The following is a 25,089-nucleotide window of genomic DNA, read 5'->3' on the forward strand; positions in this document are numbered from 1 at the left end:
ACCCAGACGTTGCCACCCACGCTAGTCACAATAGAGTTACCCCGAATGGATAGGGTAGCCTTTCGGCAATATATTAAGCGACTTCTTGTCGCACATGGCTACCCCTGTCCGAATGTACAATTGGATGTTCTCCATCTGAAAGGCTGCTTATAGCACCCTCTAGCATAGTGTTAACTAGCTCTGCATCCGGGCTTGTCCCGATCGTCCAGCTGACTACTAATCCATCGAAGCAGTCGATGATTGGCGAAAGATAGACCTTTCCGGCTGGTAAATGGAACTCGGTGAGGTCGGTCAGCCATCTAGTATTAGGCTTATCCGCATGGAAGTCACGATTCACCAGATTTTCCACCGCCGGGCTTATCTCTCCTTTGTATGAGCTATATCTGCGTTTTTTCTTGTATGGGACGGCAAGCTGCTCCTCCTTCATAATCCTACGAATGACTTTTTCAGAGATAATCGTCCCGTTTTGCTTAATTACCGCATGTACGCGCCTATATCCATAGCGACTATGGCTTTTAGTAAATACATTTTTCACTTCTTCTCGCAAAGAGACGTATTTGTCAGGACACATTTTGGATTCTTTCTGATAGAAATAGCTGCTTTTAGGCATGCCCGTCATCCTGAGCAGCTCATTCAACGGGTGCCTCGTCCTCAGGGCATCGATCAGGCTTGCTTTCTCCTTGTTCGCCAGCTTCCGGGGATCGATGCCCTGGTCTTTTTTTATAATTTCGGCCGCCTTGTTCAGGATATCCAGTTCCATCTGCTGTCGGTATCGCACCCCCCTTATGGGCTATATGGCTCAGCAAAAACACTCTGGTAAAAAATGAATAAAAACCTCTTTCAGGTTATATACTAGCAATGACCAGAACGACTAACTGACCTAAGGAGGTAACATGGTGAAAGCAACGGGCATTGTCAGGCGCATAGATGATCTTGGGCGCGTTGTGATTCCCAAGGAAATTCGGCGAACGTTAAAGATACGCGAAGGTGATCCCCTGGAGATTTTTGTGGATCGGGATGGCGAGGTTATCTTAAAAAAATATTCCCCGATTGGAGAGCTGGGCGATTTTGCAAAGGAATATGCCGACTCGCTTTATGAATCACTTGGACACATAGCATGTATTGCCGACCGGGACATGATTATTGCGGTCGCGGGAGCTCCCAAAAAAGAATTTCTTAACAAAACTGTCGGTCCAGCGGTCGAAAAGGCAATGGAAGAACGCCGAACATTGAAAATTGACAAACCAGGGCAGCATAAAGAGTGTATGAGCTGTCTGGCAGACGATGAAGACTGTCGGTTCTCTGTAGAAGTAATATCACCAATTATTTCCGGGGGCGACCCAATTGGGGCAGTCATCCTCTGCTCCAAAGAGGCGAATGCCAAAATGGGCGAGATGGAGATAAAATTGGCTGAGACGGCCGCCGGATTCTTAGCGAAGCAAATGGCACAGTAATAGGGACCTCCGGTCCCTATTCTTATTTAGTAGTAATGTACTTAACGCTTTGGTATAATATGCCTTAATCCGGTATAAGGAGAGGACGGAAAGTGAACGAAGGAAATAAGTTTTTCAAAGGGGCGCTGGTTCTAGCTGTGGCCGGGGCAATCGTCAAGTTTCTTGGTGCAGTGTACAGAATCCCCCTTTATAGTATATTGGGGCCAGAGGGAATTGGGTTGTTCCAGGCCGCCTATCCTGTGTATTCAATGATGTTGTCGATTTCCATCGCAGGTGTACCGGTGGCCGTGTCCAAGCTCGTGGCTGACAAACTTGCCCGGAAAAATTATGGCGGGGCGCTCCAGGTCTTCCGTGTCGCCCTGTTTTTAATGACTGCCACAGGTTTGATTGTAACCGGAGTACTCTTGCTGGGCGCCCGCTATTATGCAGAAAATCTTCTCGGCGTACCTGACGTGTTCTATCCTTTAGTGGCAATCGCGCCGGCAGTGTTATTCTTTGCCGTTAAATCTGCTTTTCGTGGCTTCTTTCAGGGGCAGCAAAAGATGGTGCCTACCGCTCTGTCGCAAATTATTGAACAACTGGTTCGGGTGGCAACAATTTTTTTCCTGGCCAGCTTGCTGGTCCGGCAAAGTACAGAGATGGGCGCCGCTGGCGCTGCGTTTGGCACCGTAACTGGTGCGGCGGTTGCGTTGCTTCTGCTGGTTTATATTTACTTTCGCCAAAAAGCGGATTTTGCCCGGCTCATTGTTACGGGAAATAATAAATTACAATCTACCCGTTCGGTTATTCGCGAAATCTTTGTCTTGGCGTTGCCCTTGACCATCAGCAGCATAGTTTTGCCCTTGGTCAACGCTGTCGATTCTACTTTGATTCTGCCGCGCTTGCAGGTGGCGGGTTTTTCGGAGACGCGGGCCGTCGAAATGTTTGGGGACCTTACAGGGGCGGCGATGCCTTTGATTTCGTTGCCAACAATCTTCACTGTCGCAATCTCGGCAAGTCTGATTCCCGCCATTGCTAACGCGTCCGCCACCAACAATCAGCGATTGGTGGCAAGTCTCAGCAACCTATCGACTCGCCTGGGGGCAATAATCGGACTGCCTGCAGCGCTTGGGATATTTTTATTGGCTGAGCCGATTAGTATCATGCTTTTCGCAAATATCGAGGTTGCCCGCCCATTGACCTTTGCAGCATTTATCATCATCTTCCTGTCCCTCCAGCAGACAACGGCGCCGGTTTTACAAGGCCTGGGTAAGACCTTTGTGCCAGTGCGCAATACTTTTATCGGGCTTGGATTTAAAGTGGCGCTAAATTATATCCTTACAGCAATTCCGGCCGTCAATATTCTTGGCCCGGTAATCGGCACAATTGTTTATTTTGCAGTTGCCAGTTTCTTAAATTTCCGGGCAATCAGTAAAACGGTGGGCTGGCGTGTCAGTCTCTGGCAGAGTGCGGCCAAACCGTTATTGAATACACTGATAATGGGGGGGGCGGTCCTTGCGGTCTATCCGCTTACCTTCCGACTTCTCCAGCCCCTTGTCGGCCGACTGCAGCCACTGCTGCCAGCATTTGATCAAGCGAGATTGTTGGCGAGCTTTACTGTTTTAATTGTCGTTCTCATCGGGATAGTCGTGTATGGCCTATCCTCTTTGCTAACGGGTACGATTACCCGACGCGAGCTGGAAATGATTCCCCGGGTTGGTCCGAAAACTGCCCGTATACTGTCGCGGTTCCGTTTGTTAAGGAGGTAAAGGATGTTTGAGTGTATAGAATCTGTGTGCAGCAGTCTTGGCATTGAACGCGAAAATTTACAAGTGCAGAGCGCTCTAAAACTCGATTCGCCCAATCCATTTCAGCCCTTGCTTGTATACCCGCTGAGTGATCAGGCCATCGCTTCGCAAGTGAAAGTTTATTTGCAATCAATCTACCCGGACAACCATCTCGTTTTGGTAACTCGCTTTACCGGCCATTCTACGGAAAACAAGCGGCAGTTAGAGCTTTGTCGCTTGGATCAGTTGGAGGACTTAAATGATTACACAGCTCTGTACGTGCCTGCGCTTGCAGTCGGCATGGTTGCCGGACATATTGATTCACTGCTTAAAATCATGGCTTTGTTGCGCAGCCACGTAGGTTGTCCTTGGGACCGTAAACAAACATTTGACACTCTGGTCCCATTTGTGTTGGAAGAGGCCTATGAAGTGGTTGAGGCGGTGAATTCTAAGAATGGGAATAATATTTGTGAGGAATTGGGAGACTTATTATTACAAATCGCTTTTTTTGCTCAAATTTCTTCAGAACAGGATATGTTTAAGTTTAGCGATATTGTGCGCTCAATCTGCCAGAAGCTTGTTCATCGGCATCCGCATATTTTTGGCGATATCCAGGCAGAGTCCCCGGAAACGGTTGAGAAAATTTGGCGCCAACAAAAGCGTTTAGAGGGTTCAGTCGGCAGAAGACCGGATTTCCCTGCTCTGTTGGCGCTAGAGAAAGCCATTGCAAAAGGTACGCTTGAGCCAGCTGACATCAAAGATCCGCTTATGCGTCAATTGGCGGAGTTGCAGGCGCAAGCCGTTGCACAAGGCAGGTGTTTGGAGGCGGAAATGGCATCTTTCTTAAAAAATATCAGCCAATCATGAATTTACTCAGTTAATTAGAAGGAATTCAAGTTCTAGTGGAGAATAATAACATAGCAATTGGCAAACTTTATATCTGGAGGGAAATTAATGAACAAGACTGACCTCATTCAATTGGTCGCTGAAAAGAGTGGCTTGAGCAAGAAAGACAGCGAAAAAGCAGTGAACGCAGTGTTGGATGGCATTATGGATGCTACATCCAAAGGAGAAAAGGTTCAGCTCATCGGTTTTGGCACCTTCGAAAAGCGCGACCGCAAAGAAAAGATGGGTCGGAACCCAAGCACAGGCGAAAAGATTCATATCCCTGCCACCAGTGTTCCCGTATTCAAGGCGGGTAAAGCATTTAAAGACAAGTTCTAGATTCAGTCCTCAGCCAGGCCGTAAAGGCCTGGTCTTTATATGTGCATATTTATGGTCCAGCCTTCAAAAGCTAGAAGTACACTAATTTTGGAGGGACCAAGTATGAGACGATGGTTATGTATTGTTTTGGTTCTGGTACTGATAGGCAGCTTGGGAGGCTGTCGCCTGTTTCGCCGACCGGTGCCGCCTGCGCCGGAGCCTCCGGATGGAGAACAAAAGGTAGAAATTCCAGAAGAAATTTTTCAGGGTGAAAATACCGAGCCGGAACTTAGGGTATATATTGCCGAACAGGGCCAGACTGTAACAATGATGTTTGAAGAGTATATACAAGGAGTAGTTGCGGCCGAAATGGATACAGATTGGCCGGTGGAGGCGCTGGCCGCCCAAGCAATCAAAGCCCGCACATTTACTTTGCAGAAAATAGCTGAGCAAGGGACTTTACCCAATCGAGATGCCCATGCTTCTTCGGATATACAAGAATTCCAGGCGTATAATGCCGAGCGAATTAACGACAATGTCCGGGAGGCAGTGGAAAAAACAAGGGGATTGGTCAGTGTCTATCAGGGTGAATTCGTCCGCGCTTGGTTTAGCGCCTATTGCGGCGGCAGCACCGCCACGCCGGAAGTGGGTTTAAATTTTCAAGGCGACCCTCCGCCATATTTACAACCGGTTGATTGCCCTTGCTATGAAACCATCGATGAAGATGAGAGAGAATGGACAGAGAGTTTCAGTCGTTCACAGATCCGCAACGCCGTCAGGCAGATAACCGGCGATGACCCCGGAAATTTTGACACTGTAACCATCGCCAGCGAAGAAAATGGTCGTGCCCATATGTTGGAGATCGGTGGGGTGGAAGTCAGCGCTCCCGAGTTGCGTCTTACCCTTGACAGTACCGAAATGCGTTCAACATGGTACACCGATATCAATGTCGCAGGGGATAATGTGACTTTCTCCGGCCGGGGTTATGGCCATGGTGTTGGTTTGTGCCAGTGGGGTGCTCGGGGATTTGCTGAGGACAACCGTAACGCCGAGGAGATTGTCCAATTGTATTTCCCCAACACCAGCGTTCAACAGCTTTGGGAGTAATGAGGTCAGGGTTGGAGCGCTTCTAATTTTTCGCCGCCTGCATATACTCTAGCAGGAGGTGAACAAGATGCCTGAACCAAAAATTACAGCCAATGATCATAAGTTAGTGTTGGTAAATCAGGAATCCCTTGAGGTCACAGGCGTTTCCAGGGTGGAGAGTTTCAACCCGGAAGAGATATTGCTGGAAACACCTGCCGGCCTGTTGGCGGTAAAAGGAGACGATCTGGATATTCGGACGCTGAATCTTGAACAGGGCGTGGTAGATATCGAAGGCCTAATCTATGAAATCATCTATACAGGAGAAAAGGGAAGCTTTGGTAAGCGGGGTTTCTTTGAGCGGATTTTTAAGTAAGCGGAGGCAGGCCGGTGTCTTTGTTAATTCAGGGCATGATTTTTTTGTCGATGTCGTTGACAGGTATTCTGCTTGGCTTGTGGTTAGATTTTTATCGAGTTTTGCATATCAAAAGTACTCGCTGGCTAAGGCCAGTGTTGGACATCATGTTTTGGTTGGTGGTTACAGCGTTTGTCATAGGCGCGTTGTTTTTGGTAAACAATCTTGAGCTCAGGTTATATGTATTCATTAGTTTAGGGTTGGGACTGGCAATTTACTTGCGCTTATTCAGCAAATGGGTGATGCGTTTCTATCAATTTTTGTTTCGAGTGCTAATAAAGGGATTTCAGCTTTTGCTGACTGCTCTGCGTCCGCTCTGGTTCCCGGTGCGTTTTATCGCTTCTATAGTTGACAACTTCAGCCTGATAATAGTAACATTAGTTGCGTTCTGCTATTCTTTTTTACAAAATAAATATTTTCAGCAGGAAAAACCGCCTTCTGCGTAGAATTTCTTATGTTGCGGGAGGCGGTTACAATGTCGAAGGTAAAGCGGGTGGATTTCACCCGCAGACGAAAGTGGCTTAACCTTCTGTTTGCCGGCCTAATTGTTTATCTCGTAGTAATATTAATCAACCAACAATCGACAATTGCCAGTCAAACAGAGGAAATAGCGGGAATTAGCTCAGAAATTGCTGCCTTGGAGGAGGATAACGCTGTCCTAAAGCGGGAAATTGACCTGTTGCATGACGACCCCGCATACATTGAAAGCATTATTCGGCGTGAACTAGGCCTCGTTCGTGATTCTGAGTTTTTGTATATCTTGCCACGCTGGCAAAATAACGATTAAATTTACTCTTTTGGGGAGGAATTACTTTAGGATGTCTTCACTGCAGATTGGGCAGGTAGTTACAGGAAAAGTGACAGGGATAACCAACTTCGGGGCTTTTGTTGCTTTGCCCAACGGAGCCACCGGTTTAGTTCATATCTCTGAGGTGGCTGACAGCTACGTAAAGGATATCAATGACTACCTGCAACCTAACCAGGAAGTTAACGTAAAAATCTTGTCAATTGCCAACGGTAAAATTGGTCTCTCGATTCGCCGGGCAAAAAGCGATCAGGAACGGACCAAAAAATCCTTTGAGGACAAGCTGGCCAAATTTTTTAAGGAAAGTGACGAGTTACATGTCGATTTACGCCGAAAAGTCGACAGCAAACGCGGTGGCCGCGGCGGGCGCAGATAATATTTACCTTTAACTCGACATAATTTTTAAGTATTTGGTTAATACTATCAAGGTAAAATTTAGCGCCTTGACACTGCTGGCGCTGTGTAGTAAAATAAGTTTTGTTGACGCGGGGTGGAGCAGTCAGGTAGCTCGTCGGGCTCATAACCCGGAGGTCACAGGTTCAAATCCTGTCCCCGCAACCAAATTGGGGCGAATAGCTCAGCTGGGAGAGCACCTGCCTTACAAGCAGGGGGTCACAGGTTCGAGCCCTGTTTCGCCCACCATTTGATTATCAAAAGCCCGTAAGGGCTTTTTTTTGTATTTTGTCGAACTTCCGGGGTTATGCTTGTATTCCTCGGACAAAAAACAACAAACTTCTTCGTTGCCCAGAGTTATAATACTGCTATCACTCTCAAAATCAGGGGGCGGGAAGTTTGCTAAACAAAGGAAGTCTTGAGTACAACCGCGTCGACACACTGGGGGAGACTGTCACCAAATTTGCGATGAAGGTTATGACCTCAAAGGGGCTGTTGCCCAGTTTACTGGGCATACTTTTGGCGAGAGCCGTGGTGGGGGACGGGCTGCAACCATTTGCGATCCCATTTTTCGCAGCTTTTGCCGGTACCCCGATTTGGCTGCCGGCGGCCCTGGCCTTGGGTCATATATCGGCAGGAAGTGGCGCCAGTTTGTTGTGGCTGCTGTTGCCAATGATACCGATCTATTTTATTCGAATCAGGGCGCCTACGCTGAGCAGCACTGCTGTGGCCATAATGGCCGTAGCCGGCCAGATGCTTTTCCGGTTACCAGCAGTATTTGGAATGTTGCTCCCATATGATTGGTTGTTATATGGGCTGGAACTTTTACTGGTTGCCACTGCAGCCGTGATATTCTATCAGGCCCGGGATGCCATACGACATCAGCCCGGATGGGCAAATGAAGGGTTTGAACAATCCCTGTGCATTGTCGTCACCTGCGCCCTGGCGCTGACCAGTCTGAGCGGATTGTATTGGGGACCAGTAGCAGTTTTGCCGTTGTTATGTATTTGGTTGGTGCTGCTTGTTGGCCACGCCAGTCAACAGGCAAACGCCGGTGCGGCCGCGGGTTTGGTGGCGGGGCTGTTGGTGGCCTTTGGCCAGCCGGCGGCGGCAGTAATAATTGCTGTTTTTGCACTGGGAGGACTGGTCTCTGGTCTCTTCTCCCAGTGGGGCAAGGCGGGAACCGTGGCGGGTTTTGCCGCGGGCGCCGTGGCGATGATTATATATGCTGGACAGATTCCGGTTGGATTTGGAGTTATCGACTTTTTGGCAGCCGGCGGGCTGCTGGCTCTGACACCGCGTGCACTGAGCAGAAAGGTGCGACGTTTAGTGATCAATAACAACGGGGAATGGGCGTGGGAATACCAACAACGTTTGCGCCGGACAACCGTTGCACGGCTTCAACGTCTGGGACAGGTATTTAATCGCCTATCCCATGCTTTCGGATGTCATAACGGTGTTGGGGATGTTTCGGCCAACCAGAATGAAATGTCCAAATTAATTGATCATGTGGCTGGTGAAGTTTGCACTAGTTGTGCGAACTACAGTCGGTGCTGGGAAAAAGAGTTGTACAGTACCTATAGCCAACTTCTGGACTACCTAGTTAATGCGGAAAGCTGGGGTGAGGATACCGAACTTGACGGGCTGTTAGCCCGACGTTGCCATAATCTGGAACAATTATTGGGGTATGCCCGCACCTGCTATGACCGCTATAAAAATGAACGCAACTGGTCCCGGAAGGTTCAGGAGTGTAAGGGGGTGGTCTCGGAGCAACTGCATGGTGTTTCAGAAGTGATCGTTAACCTTTCCCGGCAGATTCGTATGGATGGCAATGGACGCCGGGATTTGGAGGCCGAGCTTAATGACCGGCTTACCAGGTGGGGGGTAGAGATTTTTGATTTAACGATTACGGGAATTGAGCGGAACTTGCCCCAGGTGTATTTGCGGGCAAAGATTCCCGGTGGTGAAAATCCCCTGGGCTTGGTACAAGCCATGGTGTCAGATGTACTTGGTTATGCGCTGGAACCGGAGCAGACCAAGGTAACCGGCGATATCACTGAGATAACTTACACCCTGCCGATCAAATTTAATGCTGACATGGGCGTGGCGCAATCTGCCCGGGAAGATGTGAACGGGGATTCGTTTACTTATCTTCCGGGAGGGAGCGGCAAGCACGTGTATATGCTTAGTGACGGCATGGGTAAAGGGCAGGTTGCCCGCAAGGAAAGCAATCAAGCGTTGCTGCTGGCCCGGGATATGTTGGATGCGGGCTTCACCGCAGAAACGGCTATCAAAGCCATTAACTCATTGTTGGTCCTGAGGCAGAGCGACGATAAGTTTGCGACCATGGATATGGCGGTGGTCGATTCGACCACGGGTACTTTGGAACTGTATAAGACCGGTTCTGCGCCAAGTTTCATTAAGACGGGTAGCGAGGTCGAGCCAATTTCTGGGTCCAGTCTGCCGATTGGGATCGTCCCCGGAATTGAGCCTCAGACTGTCAGCCGAAACGTGACAGCGGGCGAGTATCTGGTTATGGTTTCGGATGGGATGCTGGACGGAGGCTGTCGCGACGAGACATGGTTAATTAACCAGCTTCAGAGCTTTGGAAACATAGGGCCAAAAACAATGGCTCGACAACTTTTGAACCGGGCGGCCAAGATCGGAGAGCAGTTGCAAGACGATGCGACTGTGGTGGTTGTCCGGCTCAAAGAGCCCATGTCGGAGAACTGGACACGGCAAGCCGGCTGAAGGGAACTGTCCCGCCTCGTGGCGGGACAGTTCCTTTGAATTTGGGGAGAAAATCATAATTTATCCTGCTTTGGGGAGGATATTTGGATTTTTCGGAGAAAGAATTTAGTTATATTATTTGTACTGGCGGTTTTGTGATGTTGGATAAAATCCTGGCATATTGCCAAAAACACAACTTGTTTTCCTCCGATGAATTGGTGGTGGCGGCTGTATCCGGCGGCCCCGATTCAATCTGCCTCGCCCACGTGTTGTGGACTCTGCGAGAACAGTTAAAGATTAAATTGCTGGTGGCCCATGTCAATCATCAGTTGCGGGGTGCGGAGTCGGAAGCAGATGCGCGCTTGGTATGTTCCTGGGCAAAGACGCTGGCGATTCCCCGAGTAGTGAAACGGATTGATTTAGAGGCGGGTAGCTCTATGCAAGCGCGGGCTCGCACTGCCCGCTATCAGGCGTTGACAGATGTTTGTGAGGCACACGGGGCTCCCAAACTGGCCACAGGCCATCACTCCAATGACCAGGTGGAAACTTTTTTAATTAACCTGTTACGGGGCAGTGGCGGACGCGGACTGGCGGCGATACAGCCCGCGCGGCCGCTTAATTCGCAGGTAATGGTGGTTCATCCCCTGCTGTCAATAACCCGGGCAGAAATTGAGGCCTATTGTCAGGAGCATAAGCTGCCCTGGCGGCTGGACGCCAGTAACGAAAGTTGTAAGTACACTCGTAACCGTATCCGGCACCACTTGTTGCCGGTGTTAAGGCAATATAACCCGGGGGTGGACCAGGTACTGCGGGATACAGTGGAGCGCCTGCAGGCAGAGCAGCAGCTATTGGAGCAAATGACGGAAGCGGCACTCAGCAAAATAATTGTTGACAGTCCGTTGCCATCTGCGCCGGTGGCAGTATCTGTTTCTGGGCTTTCGGCCCTCGAGCCTGCTCTAGCAGCTAGGGCAATCAGATATCTGCTAAGCCAGCAGGATGAGCACGGCGCGATCGAGGCAAAGCATGTGATCTCGGTGATGGAACTGACAACAGGACAAACCGGCAGCAGCCTGGATTTGCCCAACGATTTTAAGGCCTTCCGGCTCCACGACAGGATCGCACTGGGAAGGATGCCCAAACCTGTGCCGCACATTGCCCGTAAACTGCCAATTCCCGGGAGGGTGGATTTGCCCGAGCTTGGGGCAAGCATCGTGGCTGAAACCAAACAAGCAAACAACAGCGTTTGCCTGTGGGTGGACGTACATACAAGTGAGTTGACAGTCGGCAACCGCCGCCCTGGTGATTGGCTCAATCCCGGTGGCGGCAGGAAAAAGCTGAAAGATTGGTTAATCGATCAAAAACTGCCCCGTTGGCTTCGCGACTACCTGGTTGTGGTGCGTACCGGCGACAGGGTATGTTGGCTGCCCGGTCTGATCGTCGACTTGGACTGTCGTCAATCGGGTCCTGGCAAGACAGCAGTGTATCTCAAGCGTGAGAATTATAATCAAAAATAGGAGGATGTAAAGTGCATAAGGACATTGCGGAAGTTTTACTTGATCAAGACACTATTCGCTCCAAAGTCCGGGAGCTGGGAACGACTCTTGCCAGGGATTATGCCGGCAAGCGTCCGGTGGTGGTATGCGTGCTCAAGGGAGCGTTGATGTTTGTCGCTGATCTGGTTAGGGAAATGCAAATTCCTTTGGAAGTGGATTTTATGGCTGTTTCAAGCTACGGAGCTTCCACACAGTCTTCGGGCGTGGTGCGGATACTCAAGGATCTTGACACCAGCATTCAGGGGCGTGACGTGCTAATCGTTGAAGACATAATCGACACTGGCTTGACATTGCACTATCTGCTAAATAACCTGCGTTCCCGCAAGCCCGCTTCGCTGAAAATCTGTACGCTTCTTGATAAGCCATCCAGGCGTCAGGTGCAAATCAGCCCTGAATACAAAGGGTTTGAAATCGAAGATAAATTTGTCGTCGGCTATGGGTTGGATTTTGATGAAACCTACCGCAATCTACCCTATATTGGCATTCTCCGTCCCGAAGCATACGATAAATAGCAGTTGTTGCACCTAATTCACTGTGTTACAATAAGCGTATGCCCTTTTGAGAGGAGGATGGCCTGTTGAACTATCGCAGATTCATCATCATAATATTTATCATCATTATTGCCGTTGTGATTTTCCAGGCAGGGAACAATCTGCCGCAAAACGGAGCCCAAGAGCTAGCCTATTCAGAATTCAGTTCCCTGATTGAACAGGGGCGGGTTCAGTCTGCTGAAATTAATCAACTTGATGTCAGCGGTCAACTTGTCGATGGAACCGAGTTCGAAGTTGTGATTCCCGAGGGCGCGGCCTCGTCCATTGCGGACCGTATTGGGGCGGCTGGCGGCCAGGCTACAGTCATAAATCACACTGCCGGCGGCGGCATGTTAATGTACATGTCTTGGATTATTCCGGCGGTGCTTTTGGGCCTGTTATTGCTGTTTATCATGCAGCAAGCTCAGGGTGGCGGCAACCGGGTCATGAACTTCGGCAAAAGCAAGGCCCGTATGCATCAGGACACCGGTCGCAAGGTTACCTTTGCCGATGTTGCAGGGATTGATGAAGCCAAGGAAGAGCTGGAGGAAATAGTAGATTTTCTGTCTTCACCCCGTAAGTTTATCCAGTTGGGCGCACGAATTCCCAAGGGTGTTCTGCTTTATGGGTCCCCAGGTACAGGTAAAACCCTTCTGGCTAGGGCCGTAGCCGGCGAAGCTGGCGTGCCCTTCTTTAGCATCAGCGGCTCCGACTTTGTCGAGATGTTTGTCGGTGTAGGCGCTTCCCGTGTTCGGGATTTGTTTGAGCAGGCAAAAAAGCACGCGCCCTGCATTATTTTTATCGATGAAATTGACGCTGTCGGCCGGCAACGGGGCGCAGGCCTCGGCGGCGGGCACGATGAACGGGAGCAGACCCTGAACCAGCTTTTGGTTGAAATGGATGGCTTCGGTGTTAACGAAGGAATTATTATGATTGCAGCCACCAACCGCCCGGATATTTTAGACCCGGCGCTGTTGCGGCCCGGACGCTTTGACCGACAGATCACAGTTGATGTTCCCGATGTCAAAGGCCGGGAAGAAATACTTGCAGTTCACGCCAAAACCAGACCGTTGGACAATGATGTGGATTTGGCTGTGTTGGCCCAGCGCACCCCCGGGTTTACCGGCGCTGATTTAGAGAACTTAATCAATGAGGCGGCGCTTTTGGCCGCAAGACGCAACAAAAAGCATGTTGATATGGATGAGCTGGAGGACGCTATTGACCGGGTGATTGGCGGTCCCGAGAAAAAATCACGTCTTCGCTCTGAGCAGGAGAATAAGCTGGTCGCTTACCATGAGGCCGGCCACGCTGTTGTCGCTCATCTTCTGAAATACATGGATCCAGTCCATAAAGTCACCATGGTCCCCCGGGGGCGTGCTGGCGGTTATACCCTGGCTCTGCCCAAAGAGGACCGGCATTTTGCCACTAAAAATGAGCTCCTGGACCAGATAACCTTTGCCCTGGGGGGAAGGGTGGCAGAACATTTGGTGCTTAACGATGTCAGCACCGGCGCTCAGAATGACCTGGAACGGGTAACACAAATGGCCAGGCGGATGATTATGGAGTATGGCATGAGCGAGGATCTCGGTCCCTTGACCTTTGGCCGCAAGCAGGACCAGGTATTCCTGGGCCGGGATATCAGCCGTGACCGCGACTTCAGTGAAGAAGTGGCCTCCGCCATTGACCGGGAAACAAGAAATCTTGTGGAAAGCTGTTACGAACGGGCCGAAAAAATTCTCACCGAGCATCTTGAGCGTCTGCACAATGTGGCAAATGCTTTGCTAGAAAAGGAAACCCTGGGCGCCAAGGAATTTGTCCGTGTAATGGGCATCGATAAAAATGGGAACCCGGTGGATTCCGACGAGTAAATTGACAGCCTGTTACATTGTTATGTATAATTCAAACCAAGATTAACACACCTCGATTTCAAAACGAAAGGAGGCGGTTATTGTTGACAAGAACAATGCCGGCTCCTTTTTGCTGTTTCTTAATTGTGCTAAAGGGGGAAAGACTATGATTGAAGAATTTGTCACTATAGACGGTAACAGCCTCCGCATTGAACATGTCATTTCTGTCGCCAGGGGCTCGGTCAAAGTCAGGTTAGCAGAGCAGGCCCGGGAGAAAATACTGGCGTCCCGGCGCTACGTGGAGGAATTGGTAGCCGCCAGGCAGCCGGTGTATGGGATCACCACTGGGTTCGGTAAGTTTAGCGACGTGTTTATTGAGCCCGATGACACTGCCCGGCTGCAGCAAAACCTGATTCGCAGCCATGCCTGTGGCATAGGCGAAAGCCTGCCGGTGGAGGATGTGCGGGCAATGATGCTACTTAGGGCCAACGCCCTGGCAACAGGACATTCCGGCGTCCGCTTACAGGTAATTGAGCTGCTGATAGATTGCTTGAATCACGGCATCTACCCGTTGGTTCCCCGCAAGGGTTCTTTGGGCGCCAGCGGTGACTTGGTGCCTCTCGCCCATATGGGTTTATTCCTTACAGGGGAAGGGACTGCTGTTGTCGACGGCGAAGTATTGCCTGCAGGCCGGGCCTTGGCCAACTGCGGACTGAAGCCGTTGCGTCTGGAAGCAAAAGAGGGCTTGGCTTTGGTCAATGGCACCCAGTTTATGACGGCCAGGGGAATGCTCATTCTGCAACGGGCGCTTCAGCTGGCAGATTGGGCTGACGCAGTTTCCGCCCTGACATGTCAGGCCCTGGAGGGCATAACCGCTGCCTACTCGCCCTTGATACATCAGCAACGCCCGCATCCCGGGCAGCAAAAAAGCGCGGAGACACTACGTTTTCTGCTCAAGGACAGCCGTTTGACCACCGAACCCGGCCAAATCCGCACCCAGGATGCCTATACATTGCGGTGCATACCCCAAGTTCACGGCGCCAGCAGAGATGTTTTTACCCATGTCAGAGATGTATTACATCGGGAGATTAATTCAGCCACTGACAATCCACTAATCTTTCCCGAGGAGTGTGAGGTAATTTCCGGTGGTAATTTCCACGGGCAACCGGTGGCGATGGCGCTTGATTACCTGGCGGTGGCAATGGCAGAACTGGCCAATATATCGGAGCGCAGAATAGAACGTCTGGTAAACCCCCAGCTCAGCAATTTGCCTCCGTTTTTGACCAAAAACGGAGGGTTGAACTCTGGATTAATGATAGTTCAATACGCGGCGGCGGCGCTGGTCTCAGAAAACAAGGTTCTCGCCCACCCGGCCAGTGTCGACTCAATCCCCTCATCAGGCAACCAGGAAGACCATGTCAGCATGGGCGCAAACGCTGCCAACAAGGCTGCCCAAATCGCCGATAACGTTGTCAATGTCTTGGCGATTGAGCTTTTATGCGCCTGTCAAGCTGTGGACTATCGCGGGGCGGAAAAGCTGAGTCCCGTCACAGCCAAAATATATAGTGCGGTGCGTCAATTGTCTGCATTCATCGATGACGACCGTTCTGTGCACGCAGATATACATGCTCTGTCTGAGTTTTTGACAGGCAATGAGCTGATGCAAATAATAAACGGAAAAGGAGTGAATTGTTGATGACTCAAGGAGCGCCCCGGGGTACTAGCTTACAATGTAAAGGATGGCAGCAGGAAGCAGCGCTGAGAATGTTATTGAATAACCTGGATCCGGAGGTTGCAGAGAACCCGAAGGAACTGGTTGTCTATGGCGGTACAGGTAAGGCCGCCCGCAATCAGCAGGCTCTCGCCGCAATTATTTCTACCCTTAAAGAGTTGGAAGCGGACGAGACTTTGCTTATTCAATCGGGGAAGCCGGTGGGCGTTTTCAGAACCCATGAACTTGCCCCCCGGGTTTTGCTGGCCAACTCGCTCTTGGTTCCGGCCTGGGCTACCTGGGAAAAGTTCTGGGAGTTGGAAGAAAAGGGTCTGACGATGTACGGTCAGATGACTGCTGGCAGCTGGATTTATATCGGCACCCAGGGTATTTTGCAGGGAACGTACGAAACCTTTGCTGAGGCGGCAAGACAGCATTTTGGCGGCACCCTTGCCGGACGCCTGGTAGTTACTGCCGGCCTGGGCGGCATGGGCGGCGCCCAGCCGCTGGCCGTAACCATGAACGGCGGTGTTGCCCTGGTGGTGGAAGTGGACCGTCAGCGCGCCAAACGTCGCGTGGATACCCGTTATTGCGACGAGCTGACCGATAATCTGGACACCGCGCTGGCTTTGGCCAAAGAGGCGGTGGATAAGAAGAAGCCGTTATCCATTGGTTTGGTGGGTAATGCAGCGGAAGTGCTGCCCGAATTGGTGAAACGCGGAGTTACACCGGATTTGGTCACTGACCAGACTTCTGCTCATGATCCCCTGGGTGGCTATGTGCCCGCAGGCATGACTTTGGAGGCCGCCAATCAATTGCGTGCTGAAAACCCCGATCAATATATCAAGCTGGCAAAGAGAAGCATGGCGGTGCATGTCCAGGCGATACTTGACATGCAGAAGGCGGGCGCGATCGCTTTTGATTACGGCAACAACATTCGTGAACAGGCTTTGCAGGAAGGTGTGCAGAACGCTTACGATTTCCCGGGTTTTGTTCCTGCCTATATTCGGCCCCAGTTCTGTGAGGGGCGCGGGCCATTCCGTTGGGTTGCCCTCTCCGGCGATCCCCAGGACATTGCAGTAACTGACGATTTAGTTCTGGAACTCTTCCCCAAGGACGAGGGGCTCCGGCGCTGGATTACCATGGCCCGGGAACAAGTGGAATTCCAGGGACTGCCATCCCGGATTTGCTGGCTTGGTTACGGCGAGCGAATGAAGTTTGGTCTGGCAATTAATGAGCTTGTCAAGCAGGGCAAAATCAGTGCACCAATTGTTATCGGTCGTGATCATCTCGACTGTGGCTCGGTGGCCTCGCCCAACCGGGAGACCGAAGCGATGAAAGACGGCAGCGACGCCATCGGCGACTGGCCGATTCTCAACGCATTGGTGAATACCGCCGCCGGCGCCAGCTGGGTCTCGGTGCATCACGGCGGAGGAGTTGGGATCGGGTATTCGCTTCACGCCGGTATGGTGGTTGTAGCCGACGGCACAGATTCTGCAGCCCAACGCTTGGAGCGTGTGCTGACAACCGACCCGGGAATGGGGATTGTCCGTCATGTTGATGCCGGCTATGAGCAAGCTAGGGACGCTGCCCGCCGCGGCGGCGTAAAAATTCCGATGTCAGGAGGAGAGCGATGAAGGCAATTGTGCAATGCGTACCCAATATCAGCGAGGGACGCAACAAAGAGATTGTTGAGATGGTTGTCAATCAAGTCCGTGACACAGAAGACGTTAAGTTATTGGATTGGTCAATGGATTCAGATCACAACCGTTCAGTGATTTCGTTCGTAGGTACACCCGATGGAGTGGAGAAGGCCGCGTTTTTGGTTTGTCAAAAAGCCGCTGAACTCATTGATATGACAACCCATAGTGGCGAACATCCCCGAATGGGAGCGACAGATGTTGTCCCTTTTATCCCCATCCAGGGAATTGACATGGATGCCTGTGTGGAAATTGCAAACCGGGTTGGCAAGCGCATTGGCGACGAACTGGGGATACCCGTATATCTGTATGAAGAGGCGGCCCGGGTTCCCGGTCGCAAGAACCTGGCCAAAGTGCGTAAGGGCCAGTATGAAGGATTGGCGGAGCGGATGGCAGGCGAAGACCATAAGCCCGATTACGGCCCCCACAGCTTTAATGCCAAGTGCGGCGCAACAGCGGTTGGCGCCCGAATGCCGCTGGTGGCTTTCAATGTCAATTTGAATACCAACGATTTAGATATTGCCAATCAAATCGCCCGCAATGTGCGCAACGCTTCCGGTGGACTTAAAGCGGTAAAAGCGATGGGAGTGCGCCTGGAAGAGCGGGGAATAGTCCAAGTCTCCATGAATATGGTAAATTATCAGCAAACCCCCCTCTATCGGGCGGTAGAGTTAATCCGCGCCGAGGCGCGGCGCTGGGGAGTGAGCGTCATTGGTACCGAGGTCATCGGTCTGGTACCTTTGGAAGCTTTGGTAGGTAGTCTTGAGTACTATATGGGAATTGAGGACTTTAAAATGAAGCAAATCCTTGAGACCAATCTGTGGGGCGACGAATGAGACCACAAGCCGATTTGCTGATTGTCAATGCCCGTCTGGCCACTCTGGCAGGGTACAGTCAGCGGCCGCAACGGGGCAGCGAATTGGGAGATTTAGGTGTGGTATCAGGTGGCGCCATAGCCGTCAAGTCAGGGCGAATTATTGCTGCCGGCGCCTTAGACGAAGTACTGCAGTCAGCTGAAAAAGGCCCGGAAACCCAGGTGCTAGACGCCGGCGGCCGACTTGTGACCCCTGGGCTGGTTGACCCTCATACTCATGTTGTGCATTATGGCAGCCGTGAATTTGAATACCAAATGCGCCTTGAGGGCATGCCATATATAGAAATTCTCAAGGCTGGCGGCGGCATTCTCAACAGCGTCCGCCATACCCGGGAAGCTTCCCTAGCGGATTTGGTGGCCCAGTCAAAAAAGAGCTTGGCCCGGATGCTTAGCTATGGTATGACCACTGTAGAGGCCAAGAGCGGGTATGGGCTGGATACCGAAACGGAGCTTAAAACGCTGCAGGCGATTCAAATTCTCAATCAGGTTCAACCTGTAACCCTGGTGCCGACTTTTTTGGGCGCCCATGCAATTCCGGAGCAGTACAAGCACAATTCCGACGCGTTTGTTGAGCTGGTCATCCAGGAGATGCTTCCGGAGGCGGCACCTTTGTCTCGGTTCTGCGACGTATTTTGCGAAGAACATGTGTTTAACATCGCCCAATCCTGCCGCATTTTGCAAGCAGCAAAAGACTTGGGGCTAGGCTTAAAGATACACGCCGATGAGCTGGCAGCAACCGGAGGCGCACAACTGGCAGTCGAGCTGGGAGCAGTGTCAGCCGACCATTTGCTGCACACCGACGCTCAAGGCATCGCCGCGTTGGCAGGGTCAAACACAATCGCCGTCTTGTTGCCAGGCACATCCTTTAATTTGATGACAGATAGGTTTGCTCCTGCCCGGGAGATGTTGGAAGCCGGGGTGGCTATCGCCCTGAGCACTGATTACAACCCAGGCAGTTGCCCCACGGAAAATCTTCAATTCATTATGACCCTTGGGTGCCTGGGGCTGAAGCTCACCCCCAGTCAGGTGCTGGCGGCAGTTACTATTAACGCTGCCCATGCCCTGGGGATGGCTGCTGAGGTTGGCAGCCTGGAGCCAGGCAAGCAGGCCGATATCGTGATTTTTGACGCAGATAATGAAGCGTATTTGCCATATCATTTTGGGATAAACCACGTATGGAAGGTGTTTAAGGCGGGGCGTCAAATTGACGGTCTGTCCTAAATATAAATTTTTGAGGAGGTTAATTTAAATGAAGACGGACATTCAAATTGCCCAAGAAGCGAAAATGAAGCATATCATGGACATTGCCCGGGAGACAGGGCTGGAAGAAAATGAGGTAGAACTTTATGGTAATAACAAGGCTAAGGTCTCCCTGGATGTTCACAAGCGTCTGGCCAACGAGTCAGATGGCAAGTTGGTCCTGGTAACCGCCATCAATCCCACCCCTGCCGGCGAAGGCAAGTCAACCACCACTGTCGGCTTGGGTCAAGCAATGCGTAAGCTGGGTAAAAATGCAGTTATCGCCCTGCGTGAACCCTCCCTCGGTCCCTGCATGGGAGTAAAAGGCGGTGCAGCCGGCGGCGGCTATGCCCAGGTGGTGCCAATGGAAGATATCAACTTGCACTTCACCGGCGACCTGCACGCAATCACCACTGCTCATAACCTGCTGGCTGCCCTCTTGGATAACCACCTGCATCAGGGCAACAAGTTGAACATCGATCCCCGCCGGATTGTTTTTAAGCGTGTTATGGACATGAATGAGCGCGCGCTGAGAAATGTTGTTGTCGGGCTCGGCGGCCGTGCCCATGGCGTGCCTCGGGAAGATGGCTTTGACATCACCGTTGCCTCAGAAGTAATGGCAATTCTCTGTCTCGCTTCTGACTTGGAGGACCTGAAAGAGCGTTTGGGCAAAATTGTTGTTGCCTATGACTATGACCGCAAGCCGGTTACAGCAAAAGACCTAGAGGCCAATGGCGCCATGGCTCTGCTTATGAAGGACGCCATCAAGCCCAACTTAGTGCAGACCCTGGAAAACGGCCCCGCCTTTATCCATGGTGGACCCTTCGCAAACATAGCTCACGGTTGCAACTCGGTAACCGCCACCAAGATGGGTCTGAAGATTGCCGATTACCTGATTACCGAAGCCGGGTTCGGCGCTGATCTGGGCGCCGAAAAGTTCCTGAATATCAAGTGTCGTTTGGCCGGGCTGAAGCCCGACGCAGTTGTTATTGTTGCTACTGTCCGGGCGCTGAAGATGCATGGCGGCGTCGCTAAGGCAGATTTGACCAATGAAAACCTGGAAGCCCTGGAAGCAGGAATGAGCAACTTGGAGAAGCAGGTCGAAAACATGCGGAAGTTTGGTCTGCCGCTGGTCGTGGCCATCAACCGGTTCCCAACCGATACCGAAGCAGAGTTGGATTTGGTTGGCAAGTTCTGCAGTCGCATCAATGTGCCCTGGGCTCTGTCTGAGGTATGGGCTAAAGGTGGCGAAGGCGGCATTGAGTTGGCCGAAAAGCTCATGAACGTGCTGGAGACCGAGAAGTCCAACTATGCTCCAATCTACCCGGTTGATGCTCCTATAACCGAGAAGATTGAGACCATTGCCCGGGAAATTTATGGCGCCGACGGCGTAGACTTTACCAAAGGCGCATTGAACAACATCAAGAGCTTAGAGCAAAATGGCTTTGGCAACTTGCCAATCTGCATGGCCAAGACCCAGTACTCCCTTTCAGATGACCCCACCTTGCTGGGACGCCCCAGCGGTTTCCGGGTTACTGTCCGGGAAATCAAGGTATCGGCCGGTGCCGGTTTCTTGGTAGCACTCACTGGCGAAGTAATGACTATGCCTGGTCTGCCCAAAGTGCCAGCTGCAACGAAGATGGATATTCTTCCCGACGGAACAATTAAAGGCCTGTTTTAATAGCAAAACCCCCTGCCTGCGGCAGGGGGTTTGCTATCGCTTTGGGTAGTGGAATTAGAACACCAGCATCTGCGGCGCCAGCTCCAGAAGAGTGGCGAGGATTCCCGGGGCAAAGATGTTTCCCGTTCGGTGGTAGCTGTAGCCGACCAGAAGCGACTGACCGCCTCGGGACAGAAGAAGTAATACCACTTGATGATTCATAACGCCGATATCAACAGAGGCAGTGATTAGAGCCCAGATGACTGATGTTATCAGAAGTCCGGCCCAGGGCGTAAGCCAATGGGACAGCACACGCTGGCAAAAACCACGCAAAAATGCTTCCCGGAAAACAATCGCTACCAGCGATGAAAAAAACAAGCCCGCATGCCAGTCAATACCAACGGGGATTCTTGTTGTTGTACCGAGAGTGACAAAGGCTGTAACGACAGCGGCGAGGATAACCGCATGGACAAGTCCTCGTTTGCTGATACCCGGATAACTTAAGGGTAGACGTGCCTGATACATCCAAAAACCAACCAGCGCCAGGGGTAATGTCCAAACAATAGCAAGCCAAAATTGAGAGGGGTGGAAGTGGACATCATAGAGATGTAAGCCCCAGGCGGCAATAAATGCGCCCAATAACCCTGCGATGGTGTGAAAGGGATTGTACTCGCCCTTGACAGGTAAAGCTTTCATGTCCAGGCCTCCAGTTACAAAAGCAATAATGGACATCGCGCCCAACCAAAGCAGGATACCGTAGAGGGCCACTCGCTCAGGAAACCCCTGGGGAGGATAAAAAGGTTGTTCCAGCTCCGGGTGCTGGAACTCCACATCAAAGTTCATGCCAGACACGTGGACAGTTTGGTCTTCGTAGTAAGTCACCACTCCCATACGTTGGGTCCATATTTGCAGCAGCACCATCTCCTGGGTGGGAGGCAGATAATTGGTAAAACCAAACATCTCATACCGGCTGAGCAAATCTCTGGCCTGTTCAAGCTGGTTTTCCAGATATCGAGTGGGGACATCGGTTTCGTCAGCGCGTAACAAAATTGTATCGCCGCTATCTCGGATTACATTGACATAATCGTTGTTTTCAATCAAAAGCAGTATTTGATCGGTGCCGGAAGTGATTGTGTCTGGCAGTTCGCCCCGGTGTTCCTGGGGCAGAGAGAGGTTAAAGCGTCCCGGCGCGTCATCGCCGGAAATAATCAGAACTGCATTTACCCGTCCCTCATTATACCCCGGAACCACCAGGCTGCCCCGGGGAACTTCTAGGTCTAAGTAATCAAAGCTAACGCTCCAGTCATCAGCGAAGTAGTAGATGGTGCTTGTGTTTAAACCCGCATTGGGAACGCCGAAACTGGCAGGGGAGGTGACATACAAGCCAAAGGCAAGTAGGACAGAGACCAAGGCAAATGTGAGTGCAATAAAGGTTCGGGATACAGGATTGTCAAACAGTGCTCTAATCATTGGACCTCCTCCAACAAAACAGTAGGTAATCTAGACAATATTCGCCTTTTCCAGGCCATTTCCCTGCCCTTGTAGCAAATTGACATCGGAAATCCTAGTGTATAAAATGAAGAAAATTGTAAAGAGGTGATCTGGATGGGCAATTATTCTCATATACAAGGCGAGATCACCCGTCTGAAGATCGAACGTAACGCACTTATCCTCGCTCATTATTATCAACGTCCCGAAATCCAAGATATCGCCGATTTTGTCGGTGATTCTTTTGGACTCAGTCAAAAGGCTGCACGTACAGACGCCGAGGTCATAGTTTTTTGTGGCGTTCATTTCATGGCGGAAAGCGCTTATATTTTGGCTCCTGATAAAACAGTTTTATTGCCAGAACCGGAGGCCGGTTGTCCAATGGCAGATATGGCAGATGTGGAGGAGCTGAGGCAACTAAAAGCCAGATACCCGGATGCGGCAGTGGTAAGTTATGTAAACACCAGCGCCGCAGTCAAGGCTGAATCTGACATTTGCTGCACGTCTGCCAATGTCCTGTCGGTGGTTAGATCCCGACCTGAAGATAAGATTATCTATACGCCAGACAGAAATATGGGCAAGTTTATTGCTGACCAGACAGAAAAGGAAATCATCCCGTGGTCGGGCTATTGTTATACCCATGACCGTTTGCGGGCAGAAGATATCGAAGTAGCCCGCCGGCAAAATCCGGATGCAGTTGTGATGGTCCATCCTGAATGTTCACCGGAGGTTGTCGCTGTAGCCGACTATGCCACAGGGACCAGTGGCATGCTGAAACTTGCCCGTGAACATAAGGCCCTTACTTTTATCGTTGGAACAGAAATGGGACTTAAGCATGCGCTCAAAAAGGAGGCGCCGGAAAAGAAGTTTGTGTTTCCCAGCAAGCATCTACTCTGTGCAAACATGAAGCTGAATACTTTGGAAAAGGTTCTCGTGAGTTTGCAAACCCTGGAGCCGCAGATAACAGTACCGGAGCCAATCCTGCAGGGAGCCCGGAGCGCTCTGGACAAGATGCTGCAAGTTACTTAGGGGGAATGCCAGTGGCAGAATCAACTGTTGAGCAATGGGATTTGATTGTTGTTGGCGCTGGTCTTGCCGGCATGTACACTGCGCTGATGGTTGCCCCTGTCGGTAAGCGGATTTTGCTGCTTGCCAAAGGTGATATAACAGCGAGCAACACTGAACAGGCCCAGGGGGGAATAGCGGCCTCGATTTCCGAACAGGACTCGCCGATTATGCATACAGAGGACACGTTACGCGCTGGCGCCGGACTCTGTGAGCCGGATGCTGTACGGACGCTGGCAGAAGAAGGCAAGGACGCAATTCAAAGCCTGATTGACTTAGGCGTTCCCTTCGATTTGGCACGGGATGGCTCGGGCTTGTCCTTAACCCGTGAAGGCGCCCATAGTCGCCGACGAATCCTCCATGCCAGTGGCGATGCTACTGGTCGGGTAATCCGCGAAACCCTCTACGGGAAGCTCTTGAAACTGGGCAATGTGACAATTCGCCCGCATTCGTTTGCAATCTCTCTGGTTATGAACTCCGGGCAGTGCCAAGGCGTGGTAATTCTGGACGATAACAATGTCCCCAGGACATATTTGGCCGGGCAGGTTGTTCTGGCCAGCGGTGGCGCCTGTCAGATGTTTCAGAACACCACCAATCCTGTGGTGGCCACTGGCGACGGCATTGCCATGGCCTGGCGGGCGGGAGCATATCTGATGGATATGGAATTTGTCCAGTTTCATCCCACCGCACTGATGTTGGCCGGGGCACCGCATTTTCTTATCTCAGAGGCTGTACGCGGCGAAGGGGCACTTTTGCTGAATGTCCGGGGCGAGCGTTTTATGCCCAATTACCATGCCGATGCTGAACTAGCGCCCCGTGACGTGGTGGCCCGGGCAATTGTCACAGAAATGGAGCGGACCGGGGCAGACCATGTACTGCTTGATCTCTCACCCCTTGCCGACAGAGATGTGTCCAGGCGTTTTCCAACAATCTACACCCGCTGCCAGGAATATGGGCTTTGTTTACCGCAGGATAAGATTCCGGTGGCGCCGGCTGCACACTATTTCATTGGTGGTATACATACTGATCACAGGGGTAAGACCAATATCCCCGGCCTTTTTGCTTGTGGCGAGGCCACATGTACCGGTATCCATGGCGCCAATCGACTGGCCAGCAATTCCCTGTTGGAGGCGCTTGTCTACGGGCAGAGGATTGCGTCGCAAGTATTGGCAACTGATAAGGCCAAAACAGACGATAAATTAGGCTCTCTGGATTTAAAGCCGTCCGTGTCGGGGATAGCAGAGCTGCGCTCCCGTTTGCGCAGTCTCGTTTGGCGGCAAGGAGGCTTAGTCCGAAGTCGGCAGGGTCTGGAGGCTGCGCTCTCTGAGTTGCGGAGCATGTCCCGGCAGCTGCCGGATGGCCTATACAGAGACCCCCAGGTAATGGAGGTCGTTAATATGCTTGCTTTGGCCCAGATGCTTATTGAAGGAGCCTTGTTGCGGGAAGAAAGCAGGGGTGGTCACTATCGCCGCGATTTTCCTGAGAGCAGCCAAAATTGTCTCGGGCACTGGCTGTTCGCACGGGAATCGGCCCCCAGGTTCGTGCCTTCCAGGGATTTTGAGCCGTAAAGGAG

22 protein-coding genes and 2 tRNA genes are annotated in these 25,089 nt (G+C 51.4%); 22 read left to right on the plus strand and 2 right to left on the minus strand.

Annotated elements, in window-relative coordinates:
* Positions 1-73 precede the first annotated feature (73 nt).
* On the minus strand, positions 74-760 hold the full coding sequence (locus tag FH749_08490; protein MTI95514.1) for an IS3 family transposase: 687 nt from the start codon (positions 758-760) through the stop codon (positions 74-76).
* 136 nt (positions 761-896) lie between these two features.
* Between FH749_08490 and spoVT the strand changes: the two genes are divergently transcribed.
* The 20 genes from spoVT (at position 897) to FH749_08590 (ending at position 20,984) form a co-directional block, all read left to right on the plus strand.
* Positions 897-1,454 carry a stage V sporulation protein T gene (gene spoVT, locus FH749_08495; GenBank protein ID MTI95515.1) on the plus strand — a complete coding sequence of 186 codons (558 nt, stop codon included), beginning with the start codon at positions 897-899 and terminating at the stop codon, positions 1,452-1,454.
* A gap of 74 nt (positions 1,455-1,528) precedes the next feature.
* The gene (locus tag FH749_08500) at positions 1,529-3,202 is read left to right on the plus strand and encodes a polysaccharide biosynthesis protein (GenBank protein ID MTI95516.1); all 1,674 of its coding nucleotides are present in this window, start codon (positions 1,529-1,531) and stop codon (positions 3,200-3,202) included.
* 3 nt (positions 3,203-3,205) lie between these two features.
* Positions 3,206-4,087 carry a hypothetical protein gene (locus FH749_08505; protein ID MTI95517.1) on the plus strand — a complete coding sequence of 294 codons (882 nt, stop codon included), beginning with the start codon at positions 3,206-3,208 and terminating at the stop codon, positions 4,085-4,087.
* Between the two features lie 87 nt (positions 4,088-4,174).
* Positions 4,175-4,444 (plus strand): HU family DNA-binding protein, encoded by a 270-nt coding sequence (locus FH749_08510; protein MTI95518.1) that lies wholly within the window; start codon positions 4,175-4,177, stop codon positions 4,442-4,444.
* A 102-nt stretch (positions 4,445-4,546) separates the two neighbouring features.
* Positions 4,547-5,530, plus strand: coding sequence for a SpoIID/LytB domain-containing protein (locus FH749_08515; protein ID MTI95519.1), 984 nt, complete (start codon positions 4,547-4,549; stop codon positions 5,528-5,530).
* A gap of 67 nt (positions 5,531-5,597) precedes the next feature.
* A complete protein-coding gene (gene yabP, locus FH749_08520) occupies positions 5,598-5,882 on the plus strand; it encodes a sporulation protein YabP (GenBank protein ID MTI95520.1) in 285 nt (94 codons plus the stop codon).
* A 14-nt stretch (positions 5,883-5,896) separates the two neighbouring features.
* Positions 5,897-6,367 (plus strand): spore cortex biosynthesis protein YabQ, encoded by a 471-nt coding sequence (gene yabQ, locus FH749_08525; GenBank protein ID MTI95521.1) that lies wholly within the window; start codon positions 5,897-5,899, stop codon positions 6,365-6,367.
* Positions 6,368-6,375: 8 nt separating this feature from the next.
* Positions 6,376-6,708 (plus strand): septum formation initiator family protein, encoded by a 333-nt coding sequence (locus tag FH749_08530; GenBank protein MTI95522.1) that lies wholly within the window; start codon positions 6,376-6,378, stop codon positions 6,706-6,708.
* Positions 6,709-6,739: 31 nt separating this feature from the next.
* Positions 6,740-7,102, plus strand: coding sequence for a S1 RNA-binding domain-containing protein (locus FH749_08535; GenBank protein MTI95523.1), 363 nt, complete (start codon positions 6,740-6,742; stop codon positions 7,100-7,102).
* Positions 7,103-7,210: 108 nt separating this feature from the next.
* Positions 7,211-7,287: transfer RNA gene (locus FH749_08540), tRNA-Met, on the plus strand.
* Positions 7,288-7,292: 5 nt separating this feature from the next.
* A tRNA-Val gene (locus FH749_08545) sits at positions 7,293-7,368 on the plus strand.
* A 150-nt stretch (positions 7,369-7,518) separates the two neighbouring features.
* Positions 7,519-9,870: a hypothetical protein gene (locus FH749_08550; GenBank protein MTI95524.1), complete on the plus strand. Its 2,352-nt coding sequence runs from the start codon at positions 7,519-7,521 to the stop codon at positions 9,868-9,870.
* 137 nt (positions 9,871-10,007) lie between these two features.
* On the plus strand, positions 10,008-11,363 hold the full coding sequence (gene tilS, locus FH749_08555; GenBank protein MTI95525.1) for a tRNA lysidine(34) synthetase TilS: 1,356 nt from the start codon (positions 10,008-10,010) through the stop codon (positions 11,361-11,363).
* Between the two features lie 11 nt (positions 11,364-11,374).
* Positions 11,375-11,914 carry a hypoxanthine phosphoribosyltransferase gene (gene hpt, locus FH749_08560; GenBank protein ID MTI95526.1) on the plus strand — a complete coding sequence of 180 codons (540 nt, stop codon included), beginning with the start codon at positions 11,375-11,377 and terminating at the stop codon, positions 11,912-11,914.
* Positions 11,915-11,976: 62 nt separating this feature from the next.
* On the plus strand, positions 11,977-13,800 hold the full coding sequence (hflB, locus tag FH749_08565) for an ATP-dependent zinc metalloprotease FtsH (protein ID MTI95527.1): 1,824 nt from the start codon (positions 11,977-11,979) through the stop codon (positions 13,798-13,800).
* Between the two features lie 145 nt (positions 13,801-13,945).
* Complete coding sequence (gene hutH / locus FH749_08570) at positions 13,946-15,475, plus strand: histidine ammonia-lyase (GenBank protein ID MTI95528.1); 1,530 nt, start codon at positions 13,946-13,948, stop codon at positions 15,473-15,475.
* Positions 15,475-17,127 (plus strand): urocanate hydratase, encoded by a 1,653-nt coding sequence (gene hutU, locus FH749_08575; protein MTI95529.1) that lies wholly within the window; start codon positions 15,475-15,477, stop codon positions 17,125-17,127. The genes hutH and hutU overlap by 1 nt, the downstream gene beginning before the upstream one ends.
* Complete coding sequence (ftcD, locus tag FH749_08580) at positions 17,124-18,026, plus strand: glutamate formimidoyltransferase (protein MTI95530.1); 903 nt, start codon at positions 17,124-17,126, stop codon at positions 18,024-18,026. The genes hutU and ftcD overlap by 4 nt, the downstream gene beginning before the upstream one ends.
* Positions 18,023-19,285, plus strand: coding sequence for an imidazolonepropionase (locus FH749_08585; protein ID MTI95531.1), 1,263 nt, complete (start codon positions 18,023-18,025; stop codon positions 19,283-19,285). The genes ftcD and FH749_08585 overlap by 4 nt, the downstream gene beginning before the upstream one ends.
* Positions 19,286-19,313: 28 nt before the next feature.
* Positions 19,314-20,984, plus strand: a complete 1,671-nt coding sequence (locus FH749_08590; GenBank protein ID MTI95532.1) for a formate--tetrahydrofolate ligase — start codon at positions 19,314-19,316, stop codon at positions 20,982-20,984.
* 54 nt (positions 20,985-21,038) lie between these two features.
* On the opposite strand, the gene FH749_08595 is transcribed toward FH749_08590, so the two are convergent.
* Positions 21,039-22,433, minus strand: coding sequence for a CPBP family intramembrane metalloprotease (locus tag FH749_08595; GenBank protein MTI95533.1), 1,395 nt, complete (start codon positions 22,431-22,433; stop codon positions 21,039-21,041).
* Positions 22,434-22,568: 135 nt separating this feature from the next.
* Between FH749_08595 and nadA the strand changes: the two genes are divergently transcribed.
* Positions 22,569-23,480: a quinolinate synthase NadA gene (nadA, locus tag FH749_08600; protein MTI95534.1), complete on the plus strand. Its 912-nt coding sequence runs from the start codon at positions 22,569-22,571 to the stop codon at positions 23,478-23,480.
* A gap of 5 nt (positions 23,481-23,485) precedes the next feature.
* Positions 23,486-25,084 (plus strand): L-aspartate oxidase, encoded by a 1,599-nt coding sequence (gene nadB / locus FH749_08605; protein ID MTI95535.1) that lies wholly within the window; start codon positions 23,486-23,488, stop codon positions 25,082-25,084.
* Positions 25,085-25,089 lie beyond the last annotated feature (5 nt).

The organism is Bacillota bacterium (genome assembly GCA_009711825.1).
GTDB lineage: Bacteria > Bacillota > Proteinivoracia > UBA4975 > VEMY01 > VEMY01.

What these genes read in the sequence shown, in the direction of transcription:
- FH749_08515 (MTI95519.1), top strand. Translation starts at nt 4,547, where the DNA reads ATGAGACGATGGTTATGTATTGTTTTGGTTCTGGTACTGATAGGCAGC.
- tilS (MTI95525.1), top strand. Translation starts at nt 10,008, where the DNA reads ATGTTGGATAAAATCCTGGCATATTGCCAAAAACACAACTTGTTTTCC.
- nadA (MTI95534.1), top strand. Translation starts at nt 22,569, where the DNA reads ATGGGCAATTATTCTCATATACAAGGCGAGATCACCCGTCTGAAGATC.
- ftcD (MTI95530.1), top strand. Translation starts at nt 17,124, where the DNA reads ATGAAGGCAATTGTGCAATGCGTACCCAATATCAGCGAGGGACGCAAC.
- FH749_08585 (MTI95531.1), top strand. Translation starts at nt 18,023, where the DNA reads ATGAGACCACAAGCCGATTTGCTGATTGTCAATGCCCGTCTGGCCACT.
- FH749_08510 (MTI95518.1), top strand. Translation starts at nt 4,175, where the DNA reads ATGAACAAGACTGACCTCATTCAATTGGTCGCTGAAAAGAGTGGCTTG.
- FH749_08595 (MTI95533.1), bottom strand. Translation starts at nt 22,433, where the DNA reads ATGATTAGAGCACTGTTTGACAATCCTGTATCCCGAACCTTTATTGCA.
- yabP (MTI95520.1), top strand. Translation starts at nt 5,598, where the DNA reads ATGCCTGAACCAAAAATTACAGCCAATGATCATAAGTTAGTGTTGGTA.
- FH749_08590 (MTI95532.1), top strand. Translation starts at nt 19,314, where the DNA reads ATGAAGACGGACATTCAAATTGCCCAAGAAGCGAAAATGAAGCATATC.
- hutU (MTI95529.1), top strand. Translation starts at nt 15,475, where the DNA reads ATGACTCAAGGAGCGCCCCGGGGTACTAGCTTACAATGTAAAGGATGG.
- nadB (MTI95535.1), top strand. Translation starts at nt 23,486, where the DNA reads ATGCCAGTGGCAGAATCAACTGTTGAGCAATGGGATTTGATTGTTGTT.
- FH749_08530 (MTI95522.1), top strand. Translation starts at nt 6,376, where the DNA reads ATGTTGCGGGAGGCGGTTACAATGTCGAAGGTAAAGCGGGTGGATTTC.
- hutH (MTI95528.1), top strand. Translation starts at nt 13,946, where the DNA reads ATGATTGAAGAATTTGTCACTATAGACGGTAACAGCCTCCGCATTGAA.
- FH749_08490 (MTI95514.1), bottom strand. Translation starts at nt 760, where the DNA reads ATGGAACTGGATATCCTGAACAAGGCGGCCGAAATTATAAAAAAAGAC.
- FH749_08505 (MTI95517.1), top strand. Translation starts at nt 3,206, where the DNA reads ATGTTTGAGTGTATAGAATCTGTGTGCAGCAGTCTTGGCATTGAACGC.
- FH749_08535 (MTI95523.1), top strand. Translation starts at nt 6,740, where the DNA reads ATGTCTTCACTGCAGATTGGGCAGGTAGTTACAGGAAAAGTGACAGGG.